Source organism: Nostoc sp. FACHB-152, from assembly GCF_014697475.1.
Lineage (GTDB): Bacteria > Cyanobacteriota > Cyanobacteriia > Cyanobacteriales > Nostocaceae > Nostoc_B.
In genome coordinates, this window is the sequence record NZ_JACJRV010000011.1 from 20,119 (window position 1) to 40,180 (window position 20,062).

Sequence of the window (20,062 nt, forward strand, 5' to 3'; positions counted from 1 at the left end):
AGGTTATGTTGATGTTACATTCTGTTACATAGCTAGGTTTATTTTCACCGACTAACTTAACTTAAAATATTAAATAGCAAGTATTTTCTGCATCATCTGCGTTTATTTTATCTATTTGTTCAAATGCCAAAAGCTCAAGTTGGAGATATTAGCATTTATTATGAGGTTAAAGGTAGCGGTTATCCACTACTAATGATTATGGGTTTAAGCTTCAGTCTTTTGGACTGGGAGGATGTATTTATTGATGAGCTGGCAAAGAATTATCAAGTCATTCTGTTTGATAACCGAGATTCTGGACGTACGAAAAGTCAGTCAATCGACAATTACACAACTACTGATATGGCAAATGATGCCGCAGGATTGCTTAATGCTCTAGGAATCGCACAAGCTCACGTTTTTGGAGTTAGCATGGGCGGTATGATTGCTCAACAGTTTGCCTTAAAATATGCTACCAAGCTAAATAAATTGATATTAGCCTGCACGATGGCTGGTGGACACTGTAGCGATTTCATCCCAGATAATCAAGGAAATTTACTTGAGCTTCTTTTTCCCACCTCATATTTAGCTATTTCTCATAATTGGGAGAAAGCTGAGGTTTTTTTTAGAAAAACCTCACATTACCACAGTCAGGAAGATGGTTTGACAAGACAAATACAGGCGCACACTACTCACGATACCTGTAATTTATTGCAAGACATTAAAGCATCTACCTTAATCATCACTGGAGATAGCGATGTCGTAATTCCTGCTTCCAATAGCATTATTTTGAATAACAGAATTTCTGGTTCACAACTCAAAATTATAAAGCAAGGCGGACATGGATTTATTTATAGCCATACTGCTGAAGTTGCAAAACTATTGACTGAATTTTTAGCATAATTCAAATATAGTTAAGTAGAACGAGATATCCATTATTAACTTAATATCACTGCGTTACAACCACTGTCCACCGCGAAAGCGCCAACGAGGAAAGATAATTCGCATCAAGCTTTGTGATGTCATAAATACTGCAAGCCAAACAACGCTATAGTGCAGAAGAAAAGTTCCAATTGAAAGTTCTGCTTTTGGTAAAGGTATTGGTAAAAATCCAAATACTTTTGTTCCACAAAATATAAAAAATAGTTCCCAAATCCCAGCTAATAATTGATAAGCTGCTGGCCAGTCCCTATCCCAACGGGATTTTTGCAAATAGTCATACAGCACATCCCAACCCAGCCCAAAAATAGCAACATAACTCAAAATCCAAAAGTAAACCGAGTTTGCGCCTGGGCCAATTAAGCCCATTGCAAAGGGTAATGATACTAATACACCTACCGTGGCTAATAACAATAATCTGGTTTGCCAACGACCGAATAAGGTGGGAGTCATAAAAATGCCCAGTTGTGAGGAATAGGAAGGCTAGTTAAAAGCGATCGCTTTGAGTTATAAAATTACTTTAGTTGGTACTCTGGCTGAGAATGGTAGGGTGCTAAAGCTTCCCATTTCAGCACATCGTCTAACAAAGCTTGATATCCTAAAGTATTAGGATGTAAGCCATCTTCACTCAACCGTTGGCGTAACCAAGTTTCACCGCGTCCCTTCCAGAAGTCGAATATATCTAAGTAAGGAATTTGGCGTTGGTTGCAAGCTATACGAGTCGCTTCTTTGTAAGCATACTGGTCGCTGTGATTGAAGTAAAAACAATCTAGAAACGGCATCTTTGCTTCATCGACTGGAACCATACCCACAAATAAAACTGGGCAGAGTTGCTGTGCTGAATCTAGCAAGTTAGCGATTTCTGATTGAAAAACGGCAAAATCTGTGTAATTTTTGCCATTAGCACGACCTAACCGCGCTGAATCATTCACACCTACTGACAGGATAATTAAATCCGGTACACGATTGCGAAGTTCACCCCGATGACGGAATTCTACTTCTAATCTTTGGGCTACTTGCTGAGTGCGATCGCCTCTAACACCTAAATTATATAAAACATGACCGGGGCTATTTGGGAGCATCCACCATCGCCGTAGTTGTTCTACCCAGCCACCGCGTTCAGGATCGCCAAATCCGTAAACTATGCTATCTCCAAGGGCGACAATCTTCAAAGACTGACATTGATTTGGGGCTAAAGACAGTTGCATTGAAGAAAGAGCTTGTAATGTTTGCATTTTAAAAAACTATATTTTATATCTTTAAAAGATTCTATACATTTCTACACTATTCAAGAGTATATTTTTTGTCATTTATCTTATAAGTTAAGTTTGTCGCTATCTAAGGTGACTGATTCAATGACCATTTCAGCCATTGCCCAAAGGAACTCATCAAATTTAGATGATGAACTCCCGGCGCACGAACAGCAGCCAGTCCATCTACAGCAACTAAAGCGGCGTATTGCAAACCGAGGAAACTATCAACAGCAGCATAGGGGCCGCCAAGAGTAATTGCACCTGCGGCGTACATTTGACCTTTGGTATTACGCATTTCTACCAATTCAAAATTATTGGCTACAACTAATCGCCCCAAGTGATTTAATGGCAGGTTGTAATGCTTCACCAAGTCTTCGAGAAGTGGGTTGGCTTGGACTTTGGCATCTAAACCTGTGGCATCAACAATAAAGTCAGCACCCAGTTTCATTTCACCAAAACCTTTTTCGCGGATATGGGTAATTGTGCGGTTTTGGCTATCTCGTTCTACAGTTAAAACTTCTCCAAAGGTAATTTGATACCAACCTTCTTTTAAACCCTCTTCCGTGATACGTTGCCAGTCGTGGCGGTCGGCAGTAGTTGTGCCACCCCAGTCTGTTAGTAAACGTTTGCGTTCATCGGGACTGGCTTGTTCTAACATGACGCGGAGTTCCCCACCCCAGCAAGCTTTGGGCCAGTTGAACGGTTGAAATTCGTAATGATTTTTGACTAAGCGTTGGGCTTTTTGAAATTTGTTACCTTGGGGTTTAGGCGATCGCATTAAATGCAAAACTGTAATATTAGGATTTTTTCTCCTAGCTTCATAAACTCGCTGCACAATGCGTGAAGCTACAATTCCCCTACCGCGTAGCAATATAGTCCCACCTTGTTTTTCTAATTGCTCATAAACATGATCATGTGCTTCGTAAGCATTCACAACCGACTTAAAATCTTGATATTTTTCTCGATACGCTTGCAAATCAGGAAGAAATTGAATTGCGGGATATCCGGTAGCTAAATGTAAATAACGAGTTACTAAAAAAGCATAATTACCTGGGCTGCGAGAATAAGCAATGCAATATCTTCCATCATCAGTTTTGCGAATTGCCCTAACTCGTCCATAACGATAAATTTGTTGCCAACCAATACGCTTGGCTTCTCTATCTATAGAATCAAAAACATTACCCGCGCGGGGTGTATAAGTCTCTGCAAAAGTTGGTTCAGCAAACACCTGCCATAAATATTTCGCGGTTGTGTTCAATTGACCTTTACTCAAATCACGCCAAGCTTCTCGCAAAGCATAGCTAGGCCAGCCCCAAATATTATCTGGGCAAGAATCAGAATTAGAACGCAGTCTCTCATGTAAAGGAATTTGCGAATTCATGCACAAACGCTTGTAACGGGCATAGGGTTCTACCTCTAACCCAACAGCCACAATCTTTTCAGCGCGTACACCACTAATTCGTAATAAATCAACCCAAATAAAACTACCCAGTCCTGCACCCACCGCTAGATAATCACATTCATCCACTGGTAAACCTGTAGCATGAAGTGCTTGGACTATAACTTTTTCTTCCGTCTGAAATACTGGCGGCGGAAAATTGCTGCCGAGAGGTGTTACAGGCGGCGTTGGCGGTAAGCTGGGGTCAGGAGTATTAGTATTAGGGTTAAACCAAATCATTGACGGTGGGCTAGTTGGTTGTGCTGTTGCGTTAACACCAAACGTCACCGTTATCATGTAAGGCCCTATCTGCAATGTATCCCCATCATTCAGAATACTGCGCTGTTGTTTTTGACCATTAACAAACACACCATTAACACTACCTTGGTCAATGACTACTAATTGATTTTGTTCCCAGTCAATTAAGGCATGGTAGCGAGACACTTCATTACTATTTAGCAGCATTCTAGAAACACGCTGTCCGCCAAGTTCCGCAGGCAAACGAGCGAATTCTCTGCCAAAAGCTATCGGCACACCCAACTGAGGTTCTCGCCGTTCCCCTGTCGCCGGATCTTCCCAACTTAATCGCACTTGGAGGTTAGTCATTGGTCAATAGTCAATGGTCATTTGTCATTAGTTATAGTCTGTCTTGCCCCTCCTGTCTTCTCTGCCTCGCCTACTCCCTCAAAGCCTCGGTGCAACTAGCACACTAACTGCTGCTGCCAAAGAAGTACCGCACCAAGGACAGCCAATTTGAAGATTTTCTGGCGGGGATACTTTATGACATTTAGGACACTCTAAGCCATATACTCCCTGTGGTGTAGGTGGTGTTGGCACATAGGGATGCCTCATCTGTACTATTGGCTGCTGGTATCCTGGGGGCTTAGATGGCTGGGGTGGTGTCAGAATTGTCGCTGGAATGCTGTCGATGGTAATAGCAGTGACTTGAAGTTGCATTTGACCCAGATAAATTATGCTGCTTTGATGTAAAGGTTTTTCACCTTGTACTAGTTGCTGTCCATCGACAAGGGGGGGATTTTGCGATCGCAAATTTCTGATATAAAAGCTATGCTGCTGATTGTGAAAAAAGATTTCAACGTGTAGACCAGATACAGTTGGGTCAGTCAAAACAATATCGCACCGCAGTGGGTCACGGCCAATGCGGACAGTGCCAGGATTTTTACTTGGCTGTTGTTCGTAAATATTATGAGTTTTTAATTGACCTGCATCTTGCCACTGTAAAGTTAGTGCGTTCATTGTTTTGGCTGGAATAACTCGTATTTTGTTACTTCATACTTTTTCTGTGCGATTCCTAACACGACTAACTAGGGGCAAGCAAGTACTGAGAAACAAACTTTAAACAAGCATCACACTAATTTTTTTACTATTACAGCACATAGCAGCTAAGTGAGATACAAATTTTAAGAACAAAGCCATATACCAATAGGCTTTCAACCCTATTGTCTATTGCCTGTTGCCTGTTACCTGCTGTTTCTATTAGAAGCTAATTTATCAGCTATACGCGTAGTTTCAGGCAATCGATACTTTGGCGTACAACGCAATACGTAATCAATGGCTGTAGGTAGGCTAACTTTATGACCACTAGAAATATACAAAGGTTTAACTCCAAGACGCGTGCGTAAAACTGCGCCAATGGTTTCACCTTTATGTATTAGTGGTTGCCAACTACCTCTAGTCTCTGCCAATTCTTGATGCTTCCCAATTAGCAGTGATTTAGCTACACCAATTGTCGGCATATCCAAAATAACACCTAGATGACTGGCTATACCTAATCTTCGAGGGTGAGCAATGCCTTGACCATCACAAAGGATAATATCTGGTGCTGTTTGAATTTTTTCTAAGGCATCAAGTACAGCAGGAATTTCTCGAAATGAGAGGAAGCCAGGGATGTAGGGAAATGAAGTAGGACGATGGGCTAGGGTCGTCTCAACCACCTGCAAATCAGGAAAACTTAATACTGCTACAGCTGCACGGCTAATAGTGCCATCAGCTTCAAAACCCATATCCACCCCAGCAACATAACGAATAGGTTCGGAAAATCTATCTTCTGTAATCACCTGTTCGCGCAAATTTTCTTGAATTTTAATAGCTTCCTCTACTGTTTGAGGCCAAGCATGATGTTGATAAATTTTCATATTTTTTATTAATTTATTTTAAATTAAATTTGGTAATAGCTATCAGCAATCGATGTGATTTTACTACTTAGGGTTGCTGAATCATAGGATGAAGCTTGATGTATTGAAATCTTCGACTTTTTATTCTCTCTGCGGCTTTGCGCCTCTGCGTGAAATAAATTATCTCGTAATTATGCAAAGTCCGATTCTAATAATGAAATGCCTAGTTTTTTGATTCGTATTTTTAACAAATTCTTACAGCCGCTTCTAAGATTCATTCTGCCTGAATACTTACTGTGCGATCGCAGTTAGCTAAATATTCAAAAATCAAGGTTAAAGCAATAATGGGTAAGGCTTAAGCTAGTCTTACCCATTGTCGTTCTGTGTAGTAAATAATCGTTTCTAAACCTTAAAGCCTCAAGCAGTCTTATTCCTCTGAAGATTTAAGTTCCGTTTTATCGAAGACACTTTTTAACAGAGCTAATCCTTGTGCAATCTGAGAAAAATCCTCGGCTGAAAAACCTTCCAGCAAATCGCCAATCTGAGCGCGAGTATGGTCGAGAGATTGCTGAAGATGGTACTTTCCCTCATCAGTGAGGTTGAGAACTATCCGCCGTCGCTCTTGGGGATGGTGTTCGCGTTGTACTAAATTACGTTGTACAAGTCTTTCTGTGGTTGCTGAGGCTGTAGCAGATGTGACACCAAGATGGTCTGCTAAATCAGATAATGAAGCACCAGGATTACGATTGATAAATGCAAGCGATCGCAACTGCGGAATCGACAAAAACCCGGCGTTATGCGCTCGCATCTCCCTCCTGATAAACCGCATCACTAATGGAATAGTCTCCATTACTTTGGCAGCACATTCTTCAGAAGTTGCACCTTGTGAGGGTTTATCAAGCTTCATGGGCTAGTTCTTCTCCTAATTACATTGCCACCCGTGGATAAAGTTTGCCACAGATGAATGTTAATATTATTAATGTTAGTAGGAGAATTGTACAATCCAGACCAAACCCGTAGAGACTAGTACCGTTAAGTAGCATTGTGCCGCGTAAAGCATCAACCTCATAAGTTAAGGGGTTGATATGGGAAATAAACTTTAGCCAGTTAGGCATTAACGAGATCGGATAAATCGCATTGCTGGCGAAAAACAACGGCATAGTTAATAATTGTCCAATTCCAGTCATTCTTTCGCGTGTTTTCACCAGACATCCAATAATTAAGGAAAAAACGCAAAAACAACCTGCACCCATTAAGACAATTAATAAAACTTTGATAATTGCTACGGGATGCAAATTTAGTTTCACACCTAATAACAGTGCTAATCCGTAAATAATAAATACTTGTGATAAGCACCGAACTCCGCAAGCTACAGCTTTGCCTAATACCATAGCTACGCGAGGTGTAGGACTTGCTAAAAATTTATGCACAATCCCTAAATCTCGTTCCCAAATTAATGTCATCCCACCAGTGAATATGGCAACGAAAAGTACACTCTGAGCCAAAATTCCAGCAGTCATAAAATCTAAATAAGGCAAATTTCCCCCGGTAGGAATTGCTCTAATTTTGGAGAACACTTGCCCAAAGATTAACAGCCATAATGCTGGCTGCACGGCTCTAACAACTAAATCGGTAGGATCATGGCGTAATTTACGTACTTCTAACTCAGCGATCGCTAGAGTTTTTGTTACCAACTCACTAGTTGCAGAAATGAGATTTCTTTTACGCGCAGGTGCTACTCTAACCCAACCGTTGAGCAGTACGTCTGGTTCTTGCTGTGTCACGGTAGTTTACTCCTGATACTAATTGATCACCTGTGTAGTGAATAAAGACATCATCTAAAGTTGCATTAGGTTGATTCAGAGAGGCTTTTAAGTCGCTGGGTGTGCCTGTTGTAATCTCTTCACCTCTTTGCATAATTACCACTCGGTCACAAAGACTATCGGCTTCTTCTAAAAAATGAGTTGTTAAAAATATGGTTGTGCCAAAATCACTACAGAGTTTTTGTACCAGCTTCCAAACCTGAGTTCTGGCTAAGGGATCTAGCCCTACCGTTGGTTCATCCAAAAAGAGAATTTGGGGTTGATGCAGAATAGATTGGGCAATTTCTAGCTTACGAATCATCCCACCAGAATAGTTTCTGACTAGGCGATGAGTCGCATCTTCTAAACCCATAAATGCCAGAACTTCTTTGATGTATCGTTCTCGATGCCTTGTCGGAATCTCATACAACTTGGCAAATATCAAAAGGTTTTCGTAACCTGTAAGGCTACCATCAGCAGATAAGGCTTGAGGTACATAGCCAATAACCCTTCTCACAGCCGTAGATTGATGAGTTATGTCATAACCTGCTAAGGTTGCCTTTCCTGCGCTAGCAGGTAAAAGAGTTGTCAGCATTTTAATAACTGTACTCTTGCCTGCTCCGTTAGGCCCAAGTAAGCCAAACACTTCACCCTGTTTTACAGATATGTTCAGGCTATTAACAGCCGTCATTTTGCCAAAGTGGCGTGTCAGTCTTTGGGTTTCTAAAATAATCGGTATCGGTGAGGTAGGAGGTGTTTCCGACCGATCTATTTTTCCTGTCAGTCTTGTCATGAGTATGATGCACCTTCTGTATATTTAGTTAAGCTAATTATTAGATTTACTATATAGCAATGTCAATATTTACTGGCAGAAAAAATAAACGAAAGCGTGTTTGCACTTTCGTTTATTAAATAAAGTTATTTTTTATACCAATTAAAAATATAAAGTTTTGCTAACTATTCAAAAGTCTGGACTTGTGATTCCAGAGCTTCTGTGGCTTTCTCAGCAGAAAGAGGTCTATAGAATAGAAAACCTTGAACATCCTCACAATTAATAGATTTCAAAAAATCTAGTTCTTCTTGTTTTTCGACACCTTCGGCGGTCAGTTTTAAGCCTAGATTACGTCCCAAAGAAACGATCGCCTTGACAATATGAGCGGCTCGTACATCCGTGGTTAGCTCTTGAATAAAAGACTTGTCAATTTTGAGGTTATGCAAAGGTAACAGTTGTAGACGAGAAAGAGAAGAATGACCAGTACCAAAGTCATCTATAGACAGGTGAACTCCCATTGCTTCTAATTTATATAAAACACTTGTAGTAAAGTCCAAATCGGCGATCGCAGTAGATTCGGTAATTTCCAACTCTAAAAAATGTGCCTCTAATCCTGTCTCTGTCAAAATTCGAGCTACATCTTCTACCAAGGTAGATTGGCGAAATTGTTTAGGAGATAAATTAACTGCGATCGTTAAAGGAGGCAACCCTGCCATTTGCCAAGCTTTATTTTGCTTACAGGCTGTCTTTAATACCCATTCACCGATAGGAATAATTAATCCGCTTTCCTCAGCCAGGGGAATAAAGATACTAGGTGCTACTAGCCCCATATCTGGGTGTTGCCAGCGTACAAGAGCCTCCATACCTGTAATTTCTGTGGTCGCAATATTGACACGAGGCTGATAATACACAGTTAATTCTTGTCTTTCTAGGGCATAGCGCAAGTTTTTCTCTAAATTCAGCAGTTCAGGCGTTTTGCCACTGAGAGTAGTTGTGTAAAACTGATAATTATTTCTACCTTTATCTTTAGCGTGATACAAAGCTGCATCTGCGTGTTTAATCAGCGTCTCAGCATCATGGCTGTGTTCATCAAATAAAGCAATGCCAAGGCTAGCACTCACATAAAGTTCGTGTCCTTCAAGATAGAAGATATTTTCTAATGCTTGTAGCACTCTCTGAGCTACTTGCGTTACCTCATCAAGATAATTCACTTGTGGCAGTAGGATAGTAAATTCATCTCCTCCCCAACGCGCCACAGTGTCGCCTTCTCTCAGGGATTCTTGGAGTCGTTTTGCTACACTTTGTAACAATTTGTCTCCTAAACTATGACCCAAAGTGTCATTAATAATTTTGAAGCGATCTAAATCGAGGAACATAACCGCTAAACTTTCACCATTCCGTGCGGCATTAGGTAAAGCTTTGGCAAGTATTTGATCAAAGAGCAATCGGTTAGGCAATCCAGTTAGCATATCGTGAAGTGCCTGGAAGCGAATTCTTTCCTCTGCCTGCTGACGATGCCAAGCAGCACTAATACTAGCTGCCATCGTCAAGAGAGTTGATTCTTCATGCCTTGACCAGAGACGCTGTTCGGAACAGTCTGCTAAACCAAGAAAACCCCAAAACTCATCGTCTAGGCGTAAGGGGACTAAAAGCAGAGATTGAATGCTGTCTCTAGCTAGTAGCTTTTGTTCGTCTGCGGGAAATTCTTTGATACTGCCGCTAATAGATTGTCCGTTAGAGAGACTAGCATACCAACGTGCCAGTGCAGAAGATTGATAAAGCTGATTTTGCCAGTGGTGTCGAGAAGATAGGAAATTATTTCGAGTCCACTCAAATTGGAGGCTGACAGCCATTTCTCCTGTATCTAAATGGCGATGATTTTTAAATAAATAGGCGCGATCTGCCTTAGCTGCTTCGCCTAAAACAGCCAATCCTTTATCTATGCCAGTTTCATAGTTCATTTCCACGAGTAAATAATTTGCTGCTTCTGCCACAGCTTGTAAAAGGCGATCGCGTTGACGCAGTTCAGCTTCTGCTTGCTTCTGCTCTGTAATATCCCTAACTATAAAAGTTCTAATTAAATCACTTTCAGGCAAGTAATGAATACATTGTTCAAAAACTTCTTTATCAACTTTTATCTCTCGCCAAAAAGAATTTATATTACGCTCCTGTATTGCATTGAGTAATCCCGCTAAAACAGGATGTACCTTGCCTACTTCCTTAATTTTGGGAAATTTAGTGGCTGCGGCTGGATTGAGATATGTGATTGTTCCTTCTAAATCCATCTCGATAATTGGATTAGGAATTAGTTCGGGAAATGATGCTAGACGTGCTAAGGCTGTTTCGCTAGCAGCTTCAAAGTTAGGATCTATAATTAATGTTTGAAAAGGATTGGCAGAATTAGCCTGATCTAACAAAAAATCAGATAAGTCTTCAATTGCACAACCTTCAGAAAATGCTTTTTCAGAAATATTAGAAATAGCATAGTATTGAGCCTGAACTTGACTATTTCCAAATGCAATTAAATCTCCATGCTGAAGATTATGAGAGAAACATTTTGTCCCGTTTATATACAATCCATTAGTACTTGGTTTCCCTTTAAAATTGCCATCAATAATCCGAAAGCCGTACTGATCACTTTCGGGAAGAGTCACCCTTAGTAAAATTGCGTGTTGCCTAGATACTGAACGGGAACGCAGAACGATAGCGTTTCTCGAATCGCGGCCAATGGAATAAGTAGTCTCTTGAAGCGGGATAGTTCTCTGCCCTTGCAAGTCTTGGACAACCAACAGGTGGCGTATTTTTTCCCACTCATTTAATGGCATTACTCTTCCTCAAAATCTCATCTATTGAATCTACTATTAAAAAATAAGACTAAAAACAATTTATATCTTTCAGCTTTTATTGTCTAAAACAATACTTACTCATCTTTAATATATAAATATTTAAATTTAAATATTTTTTCCATCTCAATCAGCATTTAGCCTCCTAGTCAAATAATTAAAATTTTACTTACTAGGTGATTTTAAATACTTACTTTTTTTTAGCCTTGCTTAATTATCTAGGATAAAATCAAATCTATACTAAATTACATGGTATAATTGCTGATCTTATGATGAAACAAAAATAATATAAGTAAATCAAAATCTCTATTATCAATTTAAATTAAATAAATATATTTGTGAAATATTGTTAGTATAAATACTTGAGTAAGAATTTACTATTCGCTGAGAGAACGTCTAAAAATTTCTAAATTTGATCAAGCAAGTTACTTTAACTTTTACCCAACGGGTAAAATCTTGACCACAATAGCCAGTGTTAACGCAAATCCCAATCAACTTACTCATCCGATCGCGCCTTGTGAATTCATCGCGTTTGTCACGCTGTCTGCTTAAGTATTTTTTTAAAGACAGGCTACCATAACATAATCTAGCTGAAGTTTTCAAACACTCTCTAAAAGAGCTATTAACAGAATGATTGCTCGTAAAATTAGGCTCAGTGAAACTATTATCAGTTTTGAACTGCAACAAGCTGACGACATAGCTTCTGAAAGCAACTTCAACATCGCACCGCAAGATTGAGTTTGCACCCTTAGCACTGTTGTAAAATAGACAATAGATGGATTCGGAGGGCCAGTTAACTGGTCATAAACGCCTATAGAGACTATCTTCGGAAATCTCCAAGGTTTAAAGTCCAGCCAGCTGAAACAACTACAGCGGCTGTACCACCAGCGTATACCAGGCGATCGCATCACAACGCCTGAGTTTTCCCAGCGTCTGGCAGCTATTAGCACAGAAATTAATCAACCTGTGTGTGCCTATCTCAACCGTCGCGGCCAAGTGATTCGCGTTGGGGTAGGCACACCGCGTCAAACGCAAATCCCACCGCTAGAACTGCCCCGTTATGGTGCAGAACGTCTTAGCGGTATTCGCTGTATTGCCACATATCTCAAATCAGAACCGCCAAATGAGGTGGCCCTAACTGCGATGGCAATGCAACGCTTAGACGCATTGGTTGTATTAAATATTACTGGGACAGGGTTTACTCGGCGCGGTGGTGGTGCTACAGGGTACGTCAAAGAAGCTTATTTAGCTCATTTAGTATCACGGAATAAACAGCTAGTAGTAGCCCAAAACTTAGCACTTAGCACACAAGACTCAGCAATCTATTCCAGCATATCGCCGCCTATGAGCTTAGATATGCTTGCAGAGCAAGACTTCATCGATTTGGTCGAAGGACTGGAAGAAGAATTCCGCCGCGAATTCGTCGCCCAGGAAGTAGATGCAGATCATGATCGTGTGCTAATTGTCGGAGTAATGACAGATGGGTTAACTATCCAACAATTTCATGACACCTTAGCGGAATTAGGAAGGTTAGTAGATACGGCTGGCGGAGATGTACTACAGACAGTACAACAAAAGCGATCGCGCATTCATCCGCAAACAGTGATTGGTGAAGGTAAGGTGCAAGAAGTCGCCTTAACAGCCCAAACTCTAGGATGTAATCTCGTCGTCTTTGACCGCGACCTCTCACCAGCACAAGTCCGCAACTTAGAAGCGCAAATTGGTGTTCGGGTAGTTGACCGCACAGAAGTAATTTTAGATATCTTCGCCCAACGCGCCCAGTCTCGTGCTGGTAAATTACAGGTAGAACTGGCACAGCTAGAATATATGCTGCCGCGACTGACTGGTAGAGGGCAAGCAATGTCTCGGTTAGGGGGTGGTATTGGTACTCGCGGCCCTGGTGAAACCAAACTAGAAACAGAACGTCGGGCTATTCAAAGGCGCATTTCTCGACTGCAACAAGAAGTCAATCAGTTGCAAGCCCATCGTTCGCGTTTACGACAACGGCGACAACATGAAGAAGTTCCTTCAGTCGCCTTGGTAGGTTACACCAACGCTGGCAAGTCTACCTTACTCAACGCCCTGACAAATGCTGAAGTATACACAGCTGACCAGCTGTTTGCGACTCTAGACCCGACGACGCGCCGCTTGGTAATTCCCCATGCTGACACTAATGAACCCCAAGAGATTCTAATTACAGATACGGTAGGGTTCATCCACGAATTACCTGCATCCTTAATGGATGCCTTCCGCGCTACTTTGGAAGAAGTCACAGAAGCTGATGCCTTATTACACTTAGTCGATTTGTCTCATCCTGCTTGGTTGACGCATATTCGCTCAGTTCGAGAAATTCTAGCAGCAATGCCTGTAACACCTGGCCCGGCACTAGTTGCCTTTAACAAAATAGATCAAGTAGACAGTGAGACACTAGCCATAGCCCAGGAAGAGTTTCCTTTAGCAGTGTTCATTTCAGCAAGTGAACGCTTAGGGCTAGAAACTTTACGCCAACGTCTAAGCCACTTAATTGCTTACGCTGTTGACTCTCGGTAAATACCGAAAATAAATTTTGAATATCTCATAAACAATGCCGTGGTTAATATAACTACGGCTTTATTTTTCTATATTTCTACTATATACAAGCTCTAGAAAATACTGTGGTTTTCCTGAATGACAGTCGGGTTAAAAACGTGCTAGAACCAATGGTTGCTGAAGATTTTTTTGTATTTGATATATGAATTAACTACAGTTTTCGCATAAAGACTAATTTGGAGTTTTTTATCGCTATTTTCTTGTGCTTCTGTGGAAGCACCAATTACTTTTATTCATTTTATATCTGCTAACTTTAACTGCGATCGCCATCCTAGCGACTAATTATTTATGTCAACAAATTCACAACAATTAGCACCTCAGAAAGTCAAAGTTCAACTTCTTTTAGCAGGAGGACATCAGTATACAGTTTATTTGAATTCAGATGACCCTATACTGCATAGTCTGTTAACAACTATTGTGGCTCGTGTTTACAAACAAGAATCTACAAATCACTGTTTATTTCAACTTCCTATCCAGGAGGGACATTCTGCCTTAAGCTTTGCTAGCGAAAATCTGATTGGTTTAGTAACTGAACCACCACTTTGGATACAGCAACCTGACAATATACAACCCGTAACCAATGATATTTTAAATTCTACTTATGTCCAAATAGATAATTTTTTCTCACCTAATGAGTATGAGAAACTTATAAAATATGTGCTAGCTAATAAATCTAATTTTGTATCTACTAATACATCTACTAATGATAAAAACTATCGTCGTTCTATGGTTCTTTACTCATTTCCTGAGTTTGCTGAACTAATTGTTAATAAAGTCCAGCAGATTATGCCTGATGTCATGAGCAAATTGGGAATGTCACCATTTCCTCTATCTCAAATTGAAAGCCAACTGACATCCCATAATGACGGCAACTATTACAAAATTCATAACGATAACGGTAGTCCAGACACGGCTACAAGAGAACTAACATATGTTTATTACTTCAATCGAGAACCGAAACGCTTCTCTGGAGGAGAGTTATTAATATACGATAGTAAAGTTGAAAATAACTTTTATGTAAAAGCAGAATCTTTCAAAACTATTGAACCGCGAAATAATAGCATTGTATTTTTCCTCAGTCGATATATGCACGAGGTTTTACCTGTGAGGTGTCCATCTAAAGCATTTGCTGATAGCCGCTTTACAATCAATGGCTGGGTACGCCGAGAAGCATCTTAGGGTAGCTGTGCAGTTACATTAAATTATCTTTGAGTGAGGCGATCACCTCACTTATTTTTTTATAAAGCAAGAACTTCAATATTTAATTTTATTTACAAGAAAATACTTAAATAACTCTTCTAAGTACAAACACTTAATATCTATATAAATACATAAGGAATGTTATTTTTACATTTTAGATTAAAGTTACTATGAAAATGTAGATAATCTATAGACTCCAAGTAAGTTACTGTGGCAAATTATATATATTAATCACTGAGAATTAAAAAAAGTTTCAGAGATTCCTATCAAGTGCATCCCAGATTTAATTCCCTGGCAATTATAAATTGCAGTTAGACAAACTAAGTGAGCTTGTATATTCCTAATTAATAATTTGCGAAACCATATTAGCTGTTAAAAAGCAAATTATAGGCTCAGTTTGTCATAGCTTCAAAATATAGTTGTGAAGGGAAATTTTATGCTGCAATGCAGTTTTATGAAGCTTTTTACAAGCAAAAAGGAGTTTTAAACAAGTGACTCAAATGAATTCACAAAAACTAATAGGTTATATAACTTGCGGTTTGTCATCATTAGCTGTAGTTATGGCTGGGCCAATGTCCCAAGCAAATGCAGCATCCATAAGCTTTTCGGGAACAGGAACCAACCCTGCATCAAATGGTACTACGAATGCTTTAGGAGCATCAGTTCTCTTTGATGACAGCCTCAACCCTGGAAAATTGACAATTACCCTAAAAAATACAGGGCCTGGTGCCACAGCACCCTCTGATGTACTAACTGCTGTCTTTTGGGAATATGCTGGTTCCGCCCTAACAAACTTGTCGTTGTATTCGGCTACAGCTCCAACAGTAATTGGAGGCAATGCAGGTAATAATGTAAATCTAAAAACTCTTGATGAATGGAAATTGCCAAACACTGGCAATGGTACAGCCGACCTTCCCGGCATAACCCAAAACTATGGTATTGGTACTGCTGGGTTAGGTATTTTTCAAGGTGGTGGTGGACAGCAATTAAATTACGGCATCATCAGTGGTTATGATGATCCAAACCCAGCAGTAACAAAAGGAACTTTTGTTAAAGACTATGCTACCTTCGTTTTATCAGGTCTACCCAGTGCTTTTGACATAACCAAAATCGGGAATATTCGCTTCCAGTTCGGAACCAATTTGAGCGAACCTAGCTTTGCTGGCACATTAGTTACTCCCGCGCCAGCACCCGCACCCGCACCCGCGCCAGCGCCAGCACCCGCACCCGCACCCGCACCCGCACCCGCACCCGCACCCGCGCCAGCGCCAGCACCAGCGCCAGCACCCGCGCCAGCGCCAGTACCCGCACCCGCGCCAGCACCAGCACCCGCGCCAGCGCCAGCACCAGCACCCGCGCCAGCGCCAGCGCCAGCACCCGCACCCGCACCCGCGCCAGCACCAGCACCCGCGCCAGCACCCGCACCCGCACCCGCGCCAGCACCCGCGCCAGCACCCGCGCCAGCACCCGCGCCAGCACCCACACCAGCACCAGTACCCGCGCCAGCACCCGCGCCAGCACCCGCGCCAGCACCAGCACCAGCACCAGCACCAGCACCAGCACCCGCGCCAGCACCCGCGCCAGCACCAGCACCAGCACCAGCACCAGCACCCGCGCCAGTACCCACACCAGTACCCACACCATCTCCTACAACTTACTATCAACCTCCTCAGTCTCAACCGAAGAAAGTACCTGAACCTAGCACACTCGCTGCTTTAAGCCTATTTGGTCTAAGTACTTTAAAGCTGAAGAAGAAAACTCAAGAAAATCAACAAGATAACTCGCAAGCTTAAACAATACTTTTGAGTTCTCATGATTTAGTTAAATATGGGCAAGAAGTGTTTGGTTACTTCTTGCCCAATTTTTTTAATGTAAGAATTTATTGATTAGCTCGATAAAAGCCCTAAGTCCAAATTTGTTGAAATTGACTTTTGATCCAATAAGGTTATGACTACTAGAACAGATCACAAAGTTTTAGAATTAAAAAGTATAAAACAAAATTGAGGACATTATGGCTGCTAACGTAGAAATTTATACTTGGAGGACTTGCCCATTTTGTATCCGCGCCAAAAGTTTGCTGAGTAATAAAGGTGTTGACTTTACCGAATACAGTATTGATGGTGACGAAGCAGCAAGAGATAAAATGGCTCAAAGAGCCAACGGTAAACGTTCTGTACCCCAAATTTTTATTAATGATCACCATGTTGGTGGTTGTGATGATATCCACGCATTAGACCGTCAAGGTAAGTTGGATGAGCTATTAGCTGCTGATAGTAATGTATAAAATAAGCAAGTAGTAAAATTAAGCAATTTCTGCTGGCAAGGTTTGTGAGTCAGTTAAATCATCAGGAGTTAATCTAAATTGAAGAACTTAGAAATTTCCTGGCGATTGAGGCAAACAGCGTGAAACTGGCTTTTATTATTGATCCCATCCATCAGCTTGACCCGTGTCATGATACAAGTGTTGCTCTGATGGAAGCAGCACAAACTTTAGGACATGAAATCTGGATAACTCAGGCAAACTGGCTAAGTGTGGTAGAGGGTAAGGCTTGGGCTGTTCTACAACAGGTGGAATTAGTACCGATAGAGTTAGTGGAGGGGCGTTGGCTATCAGCAAATCCTTGGTATAAGTTAAGCCATCGCTCCTTCATGAATCTGGAAACAATGGATGCCGTATTCATGCGGACAGATCCACCAGTTAACGACTCTTACCTCTTTGCTACTTACATTCTGGACTACATTGACCAAAATAAAACTTTGGTGATTAACAATCCCAACGGTATCCGAGCAGCAAATGAAAAAATGTATGCTCTGCAATTTACCGAGGTAATTCCAGAAACCATTGTTAGTGCCGATAAGCAAATTATCCGTGATTTTGTGGCAGCTAAAGGAGCTACGATTCTCAAACCACTGGGTAACAAAGCTGGGGAAGGGATTTTATTTTTACAAGCAAGCGATCGCAATTTTAACTCCATTGTGGAATTAAGCACTTATCAAGGAAGATTACCAGTAATGGTACAGACTTACTTACCACAAGCTAAGGAGGGAGACAAACGAATTATCCTACTTAATGGTGAACCAATTGGTGCTTTAAATCGTCTTTCTAGTGGCAGTGATTTTCGCAACAATATGGCGACTGGCGGTACAGTGGCGGAAACAGAGATTACCCCTAGAGAGTACGAAATCTGTACCCGACTAGCTAATAAATTACGCCAAGACGGTTTAATTTTTGTGGGTATTGATGTGATTGGTGGCTATCTGACGGAAGTCAACGTTACAAGCCCTACAGGAATTAGGGAAATAGATAGACTCAATGGTATTCGTCTAGGTCATCAGGTAATTCAATGGGTGGAACAGACTCTACAATTTAAAAAATAAAATAACTGCAATTAGCTACTTTGAATATTTCACGGTCAGCCTGAGTAAGTTGCTGTGAAGTAAATTAATTTTAGAGATCGCACCTGTTAGGCAAGGTTTTTTGCTTTTGACTCAGGTGCTATCACACTAAAATAGGTAGCCACCCCGCTCACAATTCTCTGCGTTACTATTTGTTCTAAAGACAAAGTAGGACATCTGAGCCAGCCGGCTCTTGCCCATATACTTTGTAGTCTAAGTAGCTTTGAGAAGTTTATTCACCAATTAGCAAAATTAAACATATCAGCAGAATTCTGACTTCTGCTCCTGGTGAAATTTGAAAATTAGCGAGATTTCTACAGCACTCAGTCTGGACTGAGACTGCAAAATTTATCTAAATAATTCAAATCCCGAATTCCTCAGTTACGTGGTGGTGTACGTCGTCTTTGCAGAAAGTCAGGAATATCCAAACCTGGTTTTTCTTTAGGTTCTGCTACTGGTGTTGGAGGATTAGCTGTTGGTGACTGTGGCTGTTGAGTTTGTCGTTTTGGCGGGGTTGATACCCGTTGATTAGTGGCATTCTGTGGTGGTGCTGTTGGGCCTTCACCTGTAAACCCTGTAGCAATTACAGTAATTCTCACCTCACCTTGCAGGCGATCGTCAATTACCGCCCCAAAAATAATATTGGCGTTGGGATCAACTACTTCATAAATTGTTTCTGCGGCTGCATTCACCTCATGTAGAGTCAGGTCGCTACCGCCAGTAATATTGAAGACTACCCCTCTGGCTCCTTCAATAGAAGATTCTAATAAAGGCGAGGAAATCGCTGCGATCGCAGCTTCTCTAGCTCGTGATTTCCCTGAGCTAATACCGATCCCCATCAATGCCGATCCCGCATCTGCCATCACTGCGCGGACATCTGCAAAGTCAACATTGACTAAACCAGGAATGGTGATAATATCCGAAATTCCTTGTACCCCTTGGCGCAACACATCATCCGCATAACGAAAAGCTTCCTGTACAGGTGTTTGTTCCGGGATCACTTCTAGAAGCTTGTTATTAGGAATGATGATCAGCGTATCCACTCTACTTTTTAACCCTTCAATCCCTTGCTCCGCTTGGCTGGTGCGACGGCGACCCTCAAATACAAACGGACGTGTCACCACACCTACTGTCAAGGCACCCATTTCTTTGGCTACTTCTGCAACTATTGGAGCTGCACCTGTCCCAGTACCTCCTCCCATACCAGCAGTAATAAATACTAAATCAGCACCCTCTAAAGCAGTGGCAATTTCATCCCGTGATTCTTCTGCGGCTTTTTGACCAATAGCAGGATTACCACCTGCGCCTAAACCTCTTGTTAACTTCTGCCCAATTTGCAACCGACTGGGTGCCCCTGCTAAAGTCAACGCTTGAGCATCAGTATTAATTGACCAAAACTCCACTCCACTAACATCAGACTCGATCATGCGATTAACGGCATTGCCACCACCACCACCAACACCAATCACTTTAATGTTGGCTACCCTACCTGGAACAATCTCGCCAATGCGGCTATTTTCTACAGATATTTTTTTACTATCTTGGCCTTGCCCGAAGTTCAGCCCAGAATGATTAAAAGGATTATTTGAGTTTACCGCCAGTGAGAATCCTGGCTGTCCCACAGATTGGGAGTTTTTATAGCTAAGCCCTTGGTTATTATCAAGCGTCATTGGATTTATGAAAGGGTAGATAAACGACTTTTCCAGGTGTTATTCACCT

Annotated in this window: 16 protein-coding genes; 6 read left to right on the forward strand and 10 right to left on the reverse strand. The window is 41.3% G+C overall.

Annotation, left to right across the window (positions count from 1 at the left end):
- The first annotated feature begins 123 nt into the window (after positions 1 to 123).
- Positions 124 to 879 carry an alpha/beta fold hydrolase gene (locus H6G76_RS11760; protein ID WP_190700130.1) on the forward strand — a complete coding sequence of 252 codons (756 nt, stop codon included), beginning with the start codon at positions 124 to 126 and terminating at the stop codon, positions 877 to 879.
- Positions 880 to 933: 54 nt separating this feature from the next.
- On the opposite strand, the gene H6G76_RS11765 is transcribed toward H6G76_RS11760, so the two are convergent.
- The 9 genes from H6G76_RS11765 to H6G76_RS11805 form a co-directional block, all read right to left on the reverse strand.
- Positions 934 to 1,368, reverse strand: coding sequence for a hypothetical protein (locus H6G76_RS11765; protein ID WP_190700133.1), 435 nt, complete (start codon positions 1,366 to 1,368; stop codon positions 934 to 936).
- Between the two features lie 62 nt (positions 1,369 to 1,430).
- Positions 1,431 to 2,150, reverse strand: a complete 720-nt coding sequence (locus H6G76_RS11770) for a GDSL-type esterase/lipase family protein (protein WP_190700135.1) — start codon at positions 2,148 to 2,150, stop codon at positions 1,431 to 1,433.
- A gap of 103 nt (positions 2,151 to 2,253) precedes the next feature.
- Entirely contained in the window at positions 2,254 to 4,212 is a 1,959-nt protein-coding gene (locus H6G76_RS11775) for an FHA domain-containing protein (RefSeq protein ID WP_190700137.1), read from the reverse strand.
- Positions 4,213 to 4,290: 78 nt separating this feature from the next.
- On the reverse strand, positions 4,291 to 4,863 hold the full coding sequence (locus H6G76_RS11780) for an FHA domain-containing protein (RefSeq protein ID WP_190700139.1): 573 nt from the start codon (positions 4,861 to 4,863) through the stop codon (positions 4,291 to 4,293).
- A gap of 224 nt (positions 4,864 to 5,087) precedes the next feature.
- Positions 5,088 to 5,762, reverse strand: coding sequence for a deoxyribonuclease V (gene nfi, locus H6G76_RS11785; protein WP_190700140.1), 675 nt, complete (start codon positions 5,760 to 5,762; stop codon positions 5,088 to 5,090).
- A 406-nt stretch (positions 5,763 to 6,168) separates the two neighbouring features.
- Positions 6,169 to 6,648 (reverse strand): MarR family winged helix-turn-helix transcriptional regulator, encoded by a 480-nt coding sequence (locus H6G76_RS11790; protein WP_190700142.1) that lies wholly within the window; start codon positions 6,646 to 6,648, stop codon positions 6,169 to 6,171.
- Positions 6,649 to 6,667: 19 nt separating this feature from the next.
- Positions 6,668 to 7,525: an ABC transporter permease gene (locus H6G76_RS11795; RefSeq protein ID WP_190700145.1), complete on the reverse strand. Its 858-nt coding sequence runs from the start codon at positions 7,523 to 7,525 to the stop codon at positions 6,668 to 6,670.
- Positions 7,482 to 8,336, reverse strand: a complete 855-nt coding sequence (locus H6G76_RS11800) for an ATP-binding cassette domain-containing protein (RefSeq protein ID WP_190700147.1) — start codon at positions 8,334 to 8,336, stop codon at positions 7,482 to 7,484. The genes H6G76_RS11795 and H6G76_RS11800 overlap by 44 nt, the downstream gene beginning before the upstream one ends.
- A gap of 164 nt (positions 8,337 to 8,500) precedes the next feature.
- Positions 8,501 to 11,140 carry an EAL domain-containing protein gene (locus H6G76_RS11805; RefSeq protein ID WP_190700150.1) on the reverse strand — a complete coding sequence of 880 codons (2,640 nt, stop codon included), beginning with the start codon at positions 11,138 to 11,140 and terminating at the stop codon, positions 8,501 to 8,503.
- An 831-nt stretch (positions 11,141 to 11,971) separates the two neighbouring features.
- Between H6G76_RS11805 and hflX the strand changes: the two genes are divergently transcribed.
- The 5 genes from hflX to gshB all read left to right on the forward strand — a co-directional run bounded on the left by hflX (position 11,972) and on the right by gshB (position 18,325).
- Entirely contained in the window at positions 11,972 to 13,708 is a 1,737-nt protein-coding gene (hflX, locus tag H6G76_RS11810; protein WP_190700447.1) for a GTPase HflX, read from the forward strand.
- Positions 13,709 to 14,035: 327 nt separating this feature from the next.
- Entirely contained in the window at positions 14,036 to 14,926 is an 891-nt protein-coding gene (locus H6G76_RS11815) for a 2OG-Fe(II) oxygenase (RefSeq protein ID WP_190700153.1), read from the forward strand.
- A gap of 593 nt (positions 14,927 to 15,519) precedes the next feature.
- Positions 15,520 to 16,740: an XDD4 family exosortase-dependent surface protein gene (locus tag H6G76_RS38230; RefSeq protein WP_397333977.1), complete on the forward strand. Its 1,221-nt coding sequence runs from the start codon at positions 15,520 to 15,522 to the stop codon at positions 16,738 to 16,740.
- Between the two features lie 218 nt (positions 16,741 to 16,958).
- Complete coding sequence (gene grxC, locus H6G76_RS11825) at positions 16,959 to 17,231, forward strand: glutaredoxin 3 (protein WP_190700159.1); 273 nt, start codon at positions 16,959 to 16,961, stop codon at positions 17,229 to 17,231.
- Positions 17,232 to 17,350: 119 nt separating this feature from the next.
- Positions 17,351 to 18,325: a glutathione synthase gene (gene gshB / locus H6G76_RS11830; protein WP_190700162.1), complete on the forward strand. Its 975-nt coding sequence runs from the start codon at positions 17,351 to 17,353 to the stop codon at positions 18,323 to 18,325.
- A 395-nt stretch (positions 18,326 to 18,720) separates the two neighbouring features.
- On the opposite strand, the gene ftsZ is transcribed toward gshB, so the two are convergent.
- On the reverse strand, positions 18,721 to 20,013 hold the full coding sequence (gene ftsZ / locus H6G76_RS11835; protein WP_190700166.1) for a cell division protein FtsZ: 1,293 nt from the start codon (positions 20,011 to 20,013) through the stop codon (positions 18,721 to 18,723).
- Positions 20,014 to 20,062 lie beyond the last annotated feature (49 nt).